This is a genomic window from Paenibacillus sp. MMS20-IR301, assembly GCF_032302195.1.
GTDB lineage: Bacteria > Bacillota > Bacilli > Paenibacillales > Paenibacillaceae > Paenibacillus_AQ.
Genome location: NZ_CP135275.1, coordinates 5345044 through 5358119 on the forward strand (window position 1 = coordinate 5345044; position 13076 = coordinate 5358119).

Annotated in this window: 9 protein-coding genes; 3 read left to right on the forward strand and 6 right to left on the reverse strand. The window is 51.0% G+C overall.

Annotated elements, in window-relative coordinates:
- Positions 1-54 precede the first annotated feature (54 nt).
- Positions 55-561: a CcdC family protein gene (locus LOS79_RS22805; RefSeq protein WP_315412555.1), complete on the forward strand. Its 507-nt coding sequence runs from the start codon at positions 55-57 to the stop codon at positions 559-561.
- 96 nt (positions 562-657) lie between these two features.
- On the opposite strand, the gene LOS79_RS22810 is transcribed toward LOS79_RS22805, so the two are convergent.
- Together LOS79_RS22810 and LOS79_RS22815 are read right to left on the reverse strand one after the other, a co-directional pair.
- Positions 658-1542: a carbohydrate ABC transporter permease gene (locus LOS79_RS22810; protein ID WP_315412556.1), complete on the reverse strand. Its 885-nt coding sequence runs from the start codon at positions 1540-1542 to the stop codon at positions 658-660.
- Between the two features lie 15 nt (positions 1543-1557).
- The gene (locus tag LOS79_RS22815; protein WP_315412557.1) at positions 1558-2523 is read right to left on the reverse strand and encodes an ABC transporter permease; all 966 of its coding nucleotides are present in this window, start codon (positions 2521-2523) and stop codon (positions 1558-1560) included.
- Positions 2524-2774: 251 nt separating this feature from the next.
- Here LOS79_RS22815 and LOS79_RS22820 point away from each other — a divergent pair, with 251 nt between their 5' ends.
- A complete protein-coding gene (locus tag LOS79_RS22820) occupies positions 2775-4265 on the forward strand; it encodes a glycoside hydrolase family 140 protein (RefSeq protein WP_315412558.1) in 1491 nt (496 codons plus the stop codon).
- Between the two features lie 74 nt (positions 4266-4339).
- Here the strand turns inward: LOS79_RS22820 and LOS79_RS22825 are convergent, their stop codons facing one another.
- The 3 genes from LOS79_RS22825 to LOS79_RS22835 form a co-directional block, all read right to left on the reverse strand.
- Positions 4340-5878 (reverse strand): ABC transporter substrate-binding protein, encoded by a 1539-nt coding sequence (locus LOS79_RS22825; protein ID WP_315412559.1) that lies wholly within the window; start codon positions 5876-5878, stop codon positions 4340-4342.
- A gap of 125 nt (positions 5879-6003) precedes the next feature.
- On the reverse strand, positions 6004-7593 hold the full coding sequence (locus tag LOS79_RS22830) for a response regulator transcription factor (protein ID WP_315412560.1): 1590 nt from the start codon (positions 7591-7593) through the stop codon (positions 6004-6006).
- 21 nt (positions 7594-7614) lie between these two features.
- Positions 7615-9366, reverse strand: a complete 1752-nt coding sequence (locus tag LOS79_RS22835; RefSeq protein WP_315412561.1) for a sensor histidine kinase — start codon at positions 9364-9366, stop codon at positions 7615-7617.
- Positions 9367-9827: 461 nt separating this feature from the next.
- Between LOS79_RS22835 and LOS79_RS22840 the strand changes: the two genes are divergently transcribed.
- Positions 9828-10793, forward strand: a complete 966-nt coding sequence (locus tag LOS79_RS22840; RefSeq protein ID WP_315412562.1) for an L-lactate dehydrogenase — start codon at positions 9828-9830, stop codon at positions 10791-10793.
- Positions 10794-10902: 109 nt separating this feature from the next.
- Here the strand turns inward: LOS79_RS22840 and LOS79_RS22845 are convergent, their stop codons facing one another.
- Complete coding sequence (locus LOS79_RS22845; RefSeq protein WP_315412564.1) at positions 10903-12867, reverse strand: methyl-accepting chemotaxis protein; 1965 nt, start codon at positions 12865-12867, stop codon at positions 10903-10905.
- Positions 12868-13076 lie beyond the last annotated feature (209 nt).

Sequence of the window (13076 nt, forward strand, 5' to 3'; positions counted from 1 at the left end):
TTTCTGCTATAATGGAGAAATAAGTGATCCAAATCACAGAGAGGAACGTGAAGCATGGGTAATATCAACCCCTCACTTCTGCATGTGGGCTCCACGCTGGGAGCCGTGTTCATGGCGCTGATGGTAATTTTCATCCGTATGAAGGCAAGCGCCCGCCCGGTAACTATCCGCAAAATATGGATCCCGCCGCTCGGCATGTCCACCGGCTTCGCCATGTTCGTAGTTCCGGAGGTCCGCTTCCCCTGGTGGTGGGCGGTTGCGGCCTTTCTGGTCGGCTGGTTCATCTTTGCCTATCCGCTGATCCGCAGCACCCGCTTCGAGGAACGGGAAGGGCAGATTTATGCCCAGCGCTCCAAGAGCTTTGCCTTCATTCTGCTTGGGCTGCTGCTGGTCCGCACCCTGCTCCATGAATTCATTAACCAATATGTATCTGTTCCGCAATCCGGCGGCCTGTTCTTCATTCTGGCCTTCGGCATGATCCTCCACTGGAGAGTATTCATGTATAAGCACTATACTCAGATGCTGCCTGCAGAGGCACAGATTCCGCAGCCCCGGGGGTAAGCCGGATACATAAGGAATCGTTACACCAAGGGGGTGTCCCCGGCAGCCATTCACACAGCTGCCGGGGACACCCCCTTATTATCTCTATCCATCCGGTCAGCCTTTGACCGCACCTACCGCGATACCCTTGATGAAATAACGCTGGAAGAACGGATAAGCGGCCAGCACCGGGATAACCCCGATGACTGCAATCGCCATCCGGACCGTCTCGCCCGGCAGATCAAGAATCTGGCCTGACCCGTAGGCTGAATTCGAGTTTTTGAGCGCATCGATATTCTGCATGATCTGATTGAGCAGGTTCTGGATGCTGTACAGCTTCTGGTCAGTAATATAGATGAGGCCGTTGTTCCAGTCATTCCAGTAGAAAATTCCGGCTGTCAGGCCGATGGTAGCCATGATCGGCAGGGAGAGCGGCAGAACGATCTGGAAGAAGGTCCGGTATTCTCCTGCCCCGTCTATTCTCGCCGATTCCAGCACAGGAGCCGGAACGGTCATGGTGAAGTAAGAGCGGGCCAGCATTACGTTGAAGCCGTTCATCAGCAGGCCGGGTACAATCAACGCCCAGATCGTATTTTTGATGCCGAAGAACTGGGTATAGATCAGGTAAGTCGGCACGAGCCCTCCATTGAAGATCAGCGTGAAGAACACCATGAAGGAGAATATTTTATGCCCCGGCATATCCTTCTTGGATAGTCCGTACCCAAGCATGGAGGTAATCAGCAGACTGACCGTGGTACCGGCTACTGTAACTATAACGGTAATCCCGTAAGCCCGGCCGATCAGCGACAGATTTCCGGTCAGATAACGGTACGCATCCAGGCTGAAGGCGCTGGGGAGGAAAGAGTAGCCTTCTTTCAGAATCATATCCTCCGCTGTAAAGGAAGAGATAATGAGCAGGGCAAAGGGAATGATGCAAAGAATGCTTAGAAGAATCAGAAGGATATGGGAGATCCACTGCCATAATCTGTTGTCTGTGTTCATGTAATTCACCTCGTCTTAGAATAGGGCGTTGTCCTTGCTGAACCGCCGGACTGCGTAATTGGACAAGACCACCAGGATAAGTCCGACTACGGACTGGTAGAAGCCGGCCGCCGAGGACATTCCGATATCACTGCTCTGGAGCAGGCCGCGGAAGACATAAGTATCAATTACGTTCGTTGTGTCATACAGCATACCGGAGTTCATCGGCACCTGATAGAACAAACCGAAATCGGAGTAGAAAATCCGCCCCACGGCCATCAGTGTCATAATGATGATGATCGGGGTGAGCAGAGGCAGTGTAATCGTGCGGATCTGCTGCCATTTGCTGGCTCCGTCCAGTGTAGCCGCTTCATAGTATTCCGGGTCGATACCGATTATGGTCGCCAGGTAGATAATGCAGCTGTAGCCTACCGTCTTCCAGATATTCACCAGGGTCAGGATGTACGGCCAATACTTCGGGTCGGAGTAAAAGGACATTGAATCCAGGCCCAGCAGGGGCAGCAGGGTGTTATTCAGGTAGCCCTGGGTATCCCCCAGGAAAGCAAATACCAGGTAGCTGACAATAACCATTGAGATCAGGAACGGCAGCAGTACGATGCTCTGATACAGCCTGGACATGAACTTGTTCTTCACTTCGTTCAGCAGGATAGCAAGTCCTACAGAAAAGATCAGCCCGAGCAGGATGAATGTCCCGTTATAGAGCAGGGTGTTGCGTGTGATGATGTATGCATCCGAGGTTCTGAACAGAAACTTGAAGTTGGTCAGTCCGTTCCAGTCGCTCCCGAGAATACCTTTGGCATAATCAATATTTTTGAACGCAATAACTAGACCGAACATGGGCAGATAATTATTAATCAGCAGGTAAATCATACCTGGCAGCATCATCACCAGAATAGGCAGATAAGGCCTCCACTTCTTCCGGGCTCTGCGCTCGGTAAGCGGCTGCTCAGCTACTGGCGTTACGAGAGTATTCGTCGACATAATGTTGCTCCTTCCGGGTTGTACATAATCTGGTCTCTTGCTCTACCTCTATCTTAAAGATTCACCGCATGCCCCACTACCGCAGGTTCGACCAGATAACAACACATTTTCGACCCGTTTATTTTCCAGTTCAAAGCTCATCTTTGAATCAGATAATAATCTTCTTTACTTTGAATATTATGATTAAGCAAAGGTTCCGCTATAATTTTCCATAAACTAACTAAATGCTTCTACTACAAGGGAGAATTCAAATGGAAAAGTTGAAAATATCGGAGAATAGAAGATTTTTCACACGGCAGGATGGTAAGCCGTTTATCTGGCTTGCAGATACAGTTTGGACCATTGCCCAGAGACTGAAATGGGATGATGCGGAATATCTGATGCAGAAAAGAAAATCACAGGGCTTTACTGTACTTCAGATCGTCGCCCTTAACCCGGAACAAGACAAGGAAATGAAAGATCCTGCCGGGAATAAGGCTCTGTTACATAATAATTTGAACACGCCAAATGAACAGTATTTTCAGTATTTAGATTTCATTTTAGATAAGGCTGAACAATACGGATTCTATGTATTATTACTTCCTGTGTGGGGAGAACTGGTGGTCGGACATAACTGGATGGGAGAATTCTCAGATAAGATTGTTACTGAGGATAATGCTTATGAATACGGGAAATGGATAGGCAACCGCTATAAGGATAGATCAAACATCATTTGGTGTCTTGGCGGGGACAGGCAGCCAGTACATCTTGAGATCGATTATAAGGATGTATGGCGGAGTATGGCCGAAGGTCTTGCAAAGGGTGTACTCGATAAGGACTTACAGTACAAAGGCAAAGAACCTGATTGGGAAAAGCTTCTTATCACTTATCATCCATGCCATGAACAGGAAACCGGGGAATGCTCAACGATGTCCTATTGGACAGACGAAGAGAGCTGGATATCATTTATCATGATTCAATCAGGCCATGGGTTAACACCCAAAAATTATGAATTAGTAAAGACTCAGTATGACAGGGAACATCCGATGCCGGTATTTGATGCAGAACCTGCCTATGAGCAAATGCCGACAGTCTGGCCGGCGACACCTTCAGATTTCCATGGAGAATGGATCGTAAGGAAACGGGCCTATTGGAGTTTGTTTGCCGGTTCTTTTGGCCATACATACGGACATGCATCTGTCTGGTGTATGATTTCAGAAAGGGAACGGGATGTATGGAGAGCCTATTCATGGTTTGAAGCTCTCGACAGGCCTGGTGCGTGGCAGATAAAGATACTTCGTGACTTTTTGGAGTCAAGAGATTTAAGTCAGTGTATCCCGTGTCAGAAACTGCTGCTGGAGCAAAGTGAAACGACAGGCGGTCATATAGATGAACATATTCAGGCTTGCTCTGGAAGTGACGGGAGCTATATCTGCATTTACTTCCCGTCAGGTGGAGAAGAAACAATAGATATAAGCAGACTAAACAGCGATCATTTACAGATGTCTTGGTTTAATCCCAGAGACGGGCAGTGCTATTCGCAAGAGAATGTTATTTCAAATGAACCCGTCCGGTTTGCAAAGGTGTCTACCCATGCAGAACGTGACGTTATCAGGATAGTGACACCAACACGCGGGCAAGAACAGGACTGGGTGTGTGTAATAGAAAGCGGGGAGAATGGCAACATAATTCCCGGAAAAGCACAAACCTATGGGGAAATGCCGGTACCATCAGAAGTTAAGAAAGTTTTCCCGGCATGGTAACAAGCCAACTCCAGCCTAATAATGAAACGGATCAATAGCATAAAAGACCGGTCCCAAGGGACCGGTCTTTTATGCTATTTGCCGCTTGCAGCCAGCCATTCATCCAGCTGCTTCTGTTTCTCGGCAATGATCTTATCAATGCCCGCTGCCTTCAGCTTCTCATTGAACTGCGGCAGGATTTTCTCCGGATCCACGCTGCCGGTCTCCAGTGCGACCTTATACTGGTTAATAACGTTATTCACTGCGGATACCTCAGTCTTGATCGGGTCCATGTTCGGAATGAAGCCCAGCGCCTTGGACTGCACCATATTGTCGCTGAATATCTTCTCTTCCACCCGGCCCTGCGGATTCTCACCGTCAAGCAGGTAGGTAAGATGAGTGTCGCCGAACATGAAGCTCTGACGCACGACATAACCGTTGTCTCCCTCTACAGGAACGATGACATCATCGCTTTTCTTCGTATAATGCTTGCCTTCGATTCCGAAGTTGATCAGGTTGATAATATCCTTATCCGAATAGGTCAGGTTCAGGAATTCCATTGCCTTGGCCGCATTCTTGGTATTGTTGGTCGGAATGGCCCACATCAGACCCAGTACGGTCTGTGTGGTATGCATCGGCTTCTGCAGCGAAATCTTGACCATCTCGGTGCCGTTATTTGCGGTTTCCTTATCCGCCGCCGTCGGACCGTCTGAGGTAATAGTCGCGAAGGCTTTGCCTGCTCTTACTACGTCATTCGGCTGTGTTTTGATGGTAGCCGCATCCTTCGGCAAATATCCCGCAGTGTACCAGCCATGGATTTTCTGCAGTGCAGCCAGATATTCAGGCGTTTCGTACAGATTCACAACCTTCATCGAAGCGTCCCCGGTCATCAGCACACCAAGTCCGTCAGTCAGGGTGTCGTAATCCAGCGAATCAATCAGTGCGGTCATGGACATGCCGCCCAGCGTATTGGAGGAAGCCAGCGGGGTCATCCCGGATTCCTTCTCCTTCACCGTCTGGAACACCTGGTCCAGATCATCCGCTCTAGTCACTGCACTAAGATCGATCCCCAGCTTATCAATAATATCCTTGCGCATTACAATGGCACTTCCGCCCTCAGCTAGCTTGTTGGACGGAGTCGCATAGATTCTGCCGTTGATCTTGGCGGCATCCAGCTTGCTGCCGAGCGAAGTCTTAATGCCTTCCCCGTATTGATCAATAAGGTCCGTTAAATCTGTCAGCTGGTTCTTTGATACCGCATTACTGTAGGCAGCGAAGTCCGTCAGCATAATATCCAGCTTCTCACTGCTGGCGAGCATCAGATTGACCTGCTGATTCCACTGTCCGAACGGGACCGCCATAAGTTTAACTGTTGCGTTTATTTTGGGTACGGTAATTTCGTTGATTGCCGCCTCTACCTCAGCGATATCTTTAGGCGTGTTCCCCAGCATCGGGAAGCCCATAACCACTTCATACGTTTCAGCAGATTCTGTCTGCACCGCTGCTGTGCCTGTATTAGTGCTGGCAGCGCTGCCGTTGTTGTTAGTCCCGGCTGTGTTATTCGAGCCGCATGCCGACAGCAATACCATGGCCGAAGCCAGCAGAAGTCCTGCTGCTTTTCTTTTTTTACTCATTGATCCAACCTCCATGACCATTTTGTTTGTTCCCTGAGTCCATAATATAGCGCTTTCAATCAGGGGACCGCTCGAACTTCGACCAATGGACAACACTTTTTCGACCTGCTGCCTGGGGTCCGGCTTTAGGACCTGCCGCTGCCCTGCTTCAGCTGACGGTACTCATTCGGGTTGATTCCGGTACATTTACGGAACAGCTTGGCGAAATGGGACAGATTCGTATAGCCGATATTGGCGGCGATCGTCGTCACCGGCAGCTTCGTTTTCACCAGCAGCTCTGTCGCCAGAGACATCCGTTCCTGCAGCAGGTATTCTGTCATGGACTGGCCGGTTTCTTTTTTGAACAAACGGTTAATGTAGTCAGGATGCAGATAGAACTGGCCCGCAATGCTCTCCCGGTTCAGCTCCTGCCCCAGATTCTGCGTGATATAAGCCTTCACCTTATTGACAACCGGCTCCGCCTCTTCCAGCTCAGCCGCATAACCCAGCGCCTTCCCCAGCAGATGAGAGATCCAGTCCTTCAGCTCAGCTACACTGTCTGTCGCATGCTCCAGCAAATCAATAGAGGTCGGGTCCTGGAACAGCTGATGCGCCTGGATCCCTTTATCCTGGAGAATGGAGTAGACCATCTGCAGCAGATCCTGGACGAACCGGTGCAGATCTCTTGCCGAAAGTCCCCGTGTTGACTTAAGCTTCTCCAGATACTGGTCCGCCTCATGAAACAGCTTGGCTTGCAGGCCTTCGCGGATCATCACGCTCCACACCTTCATATCAGGCAGCTCCAGCTGAATCCGGGCAGGATACTCCTCCCGCAGCGTCAGCACCTGATTATCGGAGGCGATATTATCCTTCGCCCATTCGCCCAGCCGCCGTTTCAGCTCCGGAAGCTCCTCCATAGATACGGAAGCTCCGATGTAACAGGTCAGATCGCAGTAAAAGAATTTGCGGCAGGAGGCTATATATGTCTCCAGCAGCGTTGTCAGCTCGGCCGGTCCCGACTTCACCTCGTAGAGAACAGCAAGCAGCCGCCCTTCCTCTACAGGCAGGGTCTCTGCACTCTCCCCGTACTCGCCGGCAATCTCCCGGAAGGCATTCATCAGGGCAAACTCCATAATCTTCTTATCCCGGTGGCTGAGCGGCTTATGCCAGCGGCGCACCTGAATCAGCACCGGCAGCACCTGAAAATCCTCAGGAATATAGATATTCCGCTCCTGTGCCGCTGCCCGGATTGCAGCAGGTGTAGAGGGGATTGTCCGGGTAATGATATCGGACCAGAATCTCTCGATGAACAACGGATGATGCTTCACCCAGGACTTGCTCTGCTGCCGGAGTTTATGCTCGCTCTTAATCTGCTGGACAGCCTTGCGGATAGCTGACTCCAGCTCATCCGGCGGGATTGGCTTAAGCAGGTAATCAAGACTGCCCAGTTGAATCGCTTTCTTGGCAAAGTTGAAGTCGGCATGACAGGTCAGGAAGATCGACTCCGTAACCGGAGAATGCTCACGGACCCATGCCAGTAGCTCAATTCCGCTCTCGCGGGGCATCTCAATATCGCAGAGCATGACATCAATGGAATACTGCGCGTAGATCTCCCTTGCCTGGCTGGCATTATTAGCCGTGAAGACCCGGGTAATCCCGATACTCTCCCAGTTCACCGAATTGACCACACTGCGGATTGCCAGCGGTTCATCATCCACAATTAAGAGCTGCGTCATTCATCATACCCCCTGTGTTCATCAGTTGTTAGCATGCAGCGGAAGCTTTAGCTGCACTATGGCCCCATGCGGCTCTGCATTAGTGAATAGAAGGGTAGCCTTATCCCCGTACAGAAGCCGGAGGCGGTGCCAGACATTCCAGATGCCGATATGCTCGTTCCCCTGCCCGTCTATAATCCGCTCACCCTTGTTCAGCAGCGCCAGCATCGACTCTTCATAGCCGGTCCCTTCATCCTTCACGGTAATCAGCATATAAGGTGTGGCGCCGGTCTCGTCCAGGCTGACCTGAACCTCCAGTACAGGCAGCTCTTTCACATCTGCATAAGCATGCTTCAGGGTGTTCTCCACGAAGGATTGGATCAGTAGCGGCGGAACCGGAACCTGCAGCAGCTGTTCAGGGGCTTCGATCCGGCAGATCAGCTGCTGCTGATATCTCAGCTCGTGGATACCGGTGTAGTTGCGCACATGCTCCAGCTCGTCCCCCAGCGTCACGAAGGTCAGATTACTGCGGAACATATAGCGGAAATAACGGACCAGGCGGAGTGTCATCTCCTTGATCAGCTCATAATCCTTATCGAGCGCAAGACTATAGATCAGATTAAGTGTATTCATGAAAAAATGCGGATTCATCTGCAGCTGAAGATGCTGCAGCTCCGCCTTCTGCTTGCTCAGCTGCTCCTCGTAGACATGAATTTTCAGCTCCTCCATCTGCTCCATCATCCGGTTAAAGGTGGAATGCACGGCCATGAATTCTACCGAGGTAGGATACGGCTCGATCCGCGTATTCACGTTACCGTCCCCGATCCGCTTCATCGCCGTAAGGATCCGGTTCAGCGGCACGAGAACCACCTTGCGCAGATACAGGAAGAACACAGGCAGCAGCAGGATGCTGATAATGGTAATGCCTGTGACAATCCGGTTAAGATAGGGCAGATTCTGCAGCAGCGTTGCATTCGGAATAATAGCTGCCAGACTGAAATTGCCCTTGGAGGAATGCTGCATAACAACGAGGTATTTACCGCCGCCGGAACCGGCCAGGCCGTTCTCCGGCTGCCCTGCAGCCAGCTTGAACTTGTGGGCATCCAGATAGCCCTCATCCGACAACGGCTGATTCCGGTCATCCAGAAACATGGAGGTGCCGTCGGCCCCCAGGTTGATATAGGCTAACGGTGTCTGCAAAGTGCTGAGGTTCACCCAGGCGCCCGCCCAGGCATTCTCGGCACGCAATAACCGGAATAAATAATGGCTGCCGCCGATATCCTTTACGAACCAGCCTGTGCTGAACTCATCCGGGTCCGGGCTGACCAGCAGCTCCTCCCCGATATAGCGGGATACCCTCAGATACTCCGCATCTCCCACCCCGGCAATGGAGTCGGTCAATTCCTTGCGGGACAAAGAGTAGACAAACATCGAGTTGACCACCGTCTTATACATCATCATGTCCGTATTGAGCTTAGTGCTCACCCAGTACTGCGTGAGGCGGTATTCATCCTCTGAAGACGGTGCTCCGAGATTGCGGACATCATAGTTTGAAGAGGCCAGGCCCAGCAGATATTGATCTACAGTATCCAGCCCTTTATCAATCTGTTTCATATACAGCGAGATCATATTATGGTTCGAGATCGACACCTGGTTCTGAACTACCCGGACCGTATAATAGTTATAGTAGTGAAGCAGGATAAGGAGCGGAATTGCACTCAGCACCACCCCGAGGGCCAGCTTCATCCGTATCGAGTTTCTTCCTGTCCAAGGATACAGGAGCCATTTCTTCATGCCGTTCCCCCTTATTCCACAAGACCGCCGGGTTAGCTTAGAGCGATCCGCATATGTTCATTAGTCTACCAGATTGCCGGACCGAAGAAAGCAAATTCCGACAAATAACGAGCTTATCCGCTACCTGGCCGCGCCTAGTATCCATTGTCTCTGACCACCGGTAAAGATATGTATCTATTCTAGAAAATGCCCCGCTTCGCTGCTACCTCCTTTTCGACCTGACAGCAACATATTCTCGACATCCTGCTTCACCTGAAAATATCTGACCAAGGCTGTTAATTGTGGCGGAAAAAGTGCAGGGACTATAAGTCTTTTTCGGACTGATGTCAGGTAACTTGCAATCAGATCAGTTAGAATAGAGGCATACTTAACCTCAGTCTTCCATACAATCCCCCGCATCACACCTGATTGGTCTGGAAGGATAGGCTGGGTATTACTTTTAGAGAGTGGGGACAGGGCAATTGAAAAGTAAATCGAGAAGAGTGGCAATCGTCGGCTCCGGCATGGTTGGCTCCAGCTGTGCCTATTCGATGGTCAATCAGGCGGTATGTGATGAGATTATGATGATCGACCGCACCTATGACCGGGCCATGGCACAAGCGCTGGACCTCTCGCACTGCATGGATTTCACCGGAACACGCACCAAGGTCTATGCTGGCACAGCAAGTGATTGCGCCGGGATGGATGTTGTTATCCTGACCGCAGGCGCTAATCCCAAGCCGGGGCAGACCCGTCTGGATGTGCTGGATGCTGCCGCTGTAATTACCAGGGAGATCGTTACCGAGATTATGGCCGGAGGTTTCGACGGTATTTTTGTTGTGGCTGCGAACCCTGTTGACATTGTAACTTATATGGTTTGGCAAATATCCGGGCTGCCGCGGCACCGGGTTATCGGCACCGGCACCTCCATCGATTCCTCCCGGCTCAAAACGCTGCTGTCCGAGGTATTCACCATCGATCCGCGCAGCGTCAACGGCTATGCACTCGGTGAGCACGGGGAGTCCCAGTTCGTGGCCTGGTCCCATGTGACCATCGGCGGCAAGCCGATTCTGCAGATTATGGAGCAGCACCGCGAACGCTTCAGCAGCCTCGATCTGGAGGATATCGCCCGCAAGACGAAGGATGCCGGCTGGGAAATCTTCACCCGTAAAGGCTCGACGCATTTCGGCATCGGCAGCGCCTTGGCCTATATTACCCGTTCCATTCTGAACGACGAGCATAAAATCATTGCCGTCTCAGCAATTCTGGACGGTGAGTACGGGCAGAGCGGTGTCTGCGCAGGGGTTCCGGCCATCATCAGCGGCAGCGGCATCCAGGAGCTGCTGGAGCTGAATCTCAGCGACTCCGAGATGGTGAAGTTCGGGGCTTCCTGCGGTATTATCCGCAGCGGCATCGACAGCCTGCAGCCGGGAGATAAGACCCTGTAAGCCTGCTCCGCATCAGGCAGTTCAACAGCAAACACCCCGCTGCCGCACGCTTAAATGCGTGTTGCAGCGGGGTGTTCTTTTTATAGCAGATACTTGAAGAACGCTCTGATTACTGGAATTTCTCGATTTCACTGCGCAGTCCGCTCATCATCTGATTCAGCGCTTCCGCAGAGGTTACTATTTTACCCATCATATTTCTCTGCTCCGTGGAAGCCGCTGCCACCATCTCCGCACTATCTGCAGAATCTCTGGCAATGGTCAGCATATCGGTGATGGACGCCGTAATCTCCTCTGTTCCCGCCGACATCTCCTCATTCACCGCAGAGACATCCTGAATCTGAAGCGATACCTCACGGATCGAGGACCGGATATGCTCGAAGGAGGAGCCTACATTTTTCATTTTTCCCATTCCGTCACCGATCTCCGTAATGCTCTTCTCCATCGAAACCGCAGCATCCCGGGTCGAATCCTGAACCTGGCGGATTAATTCAACAATGTTAACTATGGCACTGTTCGTGCGCTCTGCCAGCTTCTTCACTTCATTGGCAACGACTCCGAAGCCGCGCCCGTGCTCGCCTGCTCTGGCTGCCTCAATCGAAGCATTCAGCGATAACAGCCCTGTCTGATTGGAGATTTCCGAAATGACATCGATAATCTGCCCAATTCTCTCTGCTTGTCCGGTCAGTTTGCCGATCAGCTCTGAGGTCTGGCCTGCAGTAGCCGTAATTACAGTCATCTGCTCCAGTGTAGATTGAATTTCCAGATAACCGTTCTCGACCTCACTGCTGACCGCCTCTGCCTGGTCGGATACGCTGACTGAGGATTCGGAGATCCGCTGCAGCCCGATAGCCATCTCTTCCGTTGCTCTTGCCGACTGCTCCGAGCCTCTGAACTGCTCTTCCATACCGTGCGCCACTTCCTGGACCACAAGCTCGATCTCGGCTGAAGTATTGGAGGTCTGTGTAGCATAATCCAGCACCTGCTCGGCGGATACGGCGACCTGCGCCACTGCAGCATCGATTTTGCCGACAATACCGGACAGCGCACCAATCATGTCATTGATGCTCTGGCTCATCTGGCCCATTTCATCCCCCGAACGCACAGGAATCCGCTCGCTTAAGTGTCCTTCCGCAACTTGTGTGACTACTCCGGAAATAAGCTTAATCGGCTTCACCAGCAGCCGGGTCAGATACAGTGACAACGCAATGACCAGCAGAATTACCCCGATCATGAACAGGATAGATATTCTCTGGGCAGCATTTACTTTGGCCACCAGCTCGCTAACCGGAACGCTGATCAGCAGCTTCCAGTCTGTGCCGGGAATGGAACGGTAATACGTTGTAATCTGCTTGCCGTCTTCGCCCTTGTAGGTTTCCGAACCCGATTCACGGAGCAGGATATTTGCGGTTGCCTTCTTCTCGCCTGGTGTCAGGGCATAATCTGCGATATTTTTTCCGATCCGCTCCATGTCAGAGTAAGTATAGTACACCCCTTGCCCTGAAATGACATAACCATAACCAGTTTCAGCAATATGTATTTTTTTACTCATCTCCATCAGAATATCAGGAGTAACCGAGAAGGCGATCCCTCCGGCAAATGTCTTCTCCTGGCTGACAGCCGGAACGAGTACCGGGATAACATATTTATTCAGCGGCTCCAAAAAAGACATCACGCCCACTGCCGGCTTCAGGCTGGATTTCGCCTTGAGGAAATATTCCGCCTCGCTTATATCAGCTGTCTGATTAAGGGCATTGGATAATTTCCCGTCCTCCCCAACGACGCTATAGCCCTCTGACTGCCTGTCGCTTTCCTCCAGAATTTTGATTACCGGCAGTAAGGTATCCGGCTGTGCGGTGTCAAATTCAGGATGAAGCGCCATCAGCTCTTCTACTGCCGACGTTCTGGTACTCAGCCACTCATCGATTCTGGATGTGTTCATTTCCAGAATATTCTCCGCCAGTTCCCCGCTGTCTGCCCGGGTTACACCTCCGAAATACTGCATGAAAAAGATGGTTGCTCCCAGCAAAGGCACAATTGTAACCGCCAGTATAATGAGCGACCATTTGCTTTGCAAAGATAAAAGTTTTCCATTCTTTGCATTCATTTTCATTCTTGCCCATAAGCCTGCGCTTTTCAAGTTAAATCCTCCTGACACCAGTCGTATTCTTCCATATGTTGTAAATACATATATTTATATCGGCATAAATAGACAAAAGTCATTATACTCACCATAAAAAATAAGCCTCAAGACCCAATATTTAGGATCAAGAAAGCTTATTTTTA

Excerpts from the sequence above, each read along its gene's own strand:
- LOS79_RS22830 (WP_315412560.1), bottom strand. The coding sequence starts at position 7,593 with ATGACGCAGCTCTTAATTGTGGATGATGAACCGCTGGCAATCCGCAGT.
- LOS79_RS22805 (WP_315412555.1), top strand. The coding sequence starts at position 55 with ATGGGTAATATCAACCCCTCACTTCTGCATGTGGGCTCCACGCTGGGA.
- LOS79_RS22810 (WP_315412556.1), bottom strand. The coding sequence starts at position 1,542 with ATGAACACAGACAACAGATTATGGCAGTGGATCTCCCATATCCTTCTG.
- LOS79_RS22825 (WP_315412559.1), bottom strand. The coding sequence starts at position 5,878 with ATGAGTAAAAAAAGAAAAGCAGCAGGACTTCTGCTGGCTTCGGCCATG.
- LOS79_RS22820 (WP_315412558.1), top strand. The coding sequence starts at position 2,775 with ATGGAAAAGTTGAAAATATCGGAGAATAGAAGATTTTTCACACGGCAG.
- LOS79_RS22835 (WP_315412561.1), bottom strand. The coding sequence starts at position 9,366 with ATGAAGAAATGGCTCCTGTATCCTTGGACAGGAAGAAACTCGATACGG.
- LOS79_RS22815 (WP_315412557.1), bottom strand. The coding sequence starts at position 2,523 with ATGTCGACGAATACTCTCGTAACGCCAGTAGCTGAGCAGCCGCTTACC.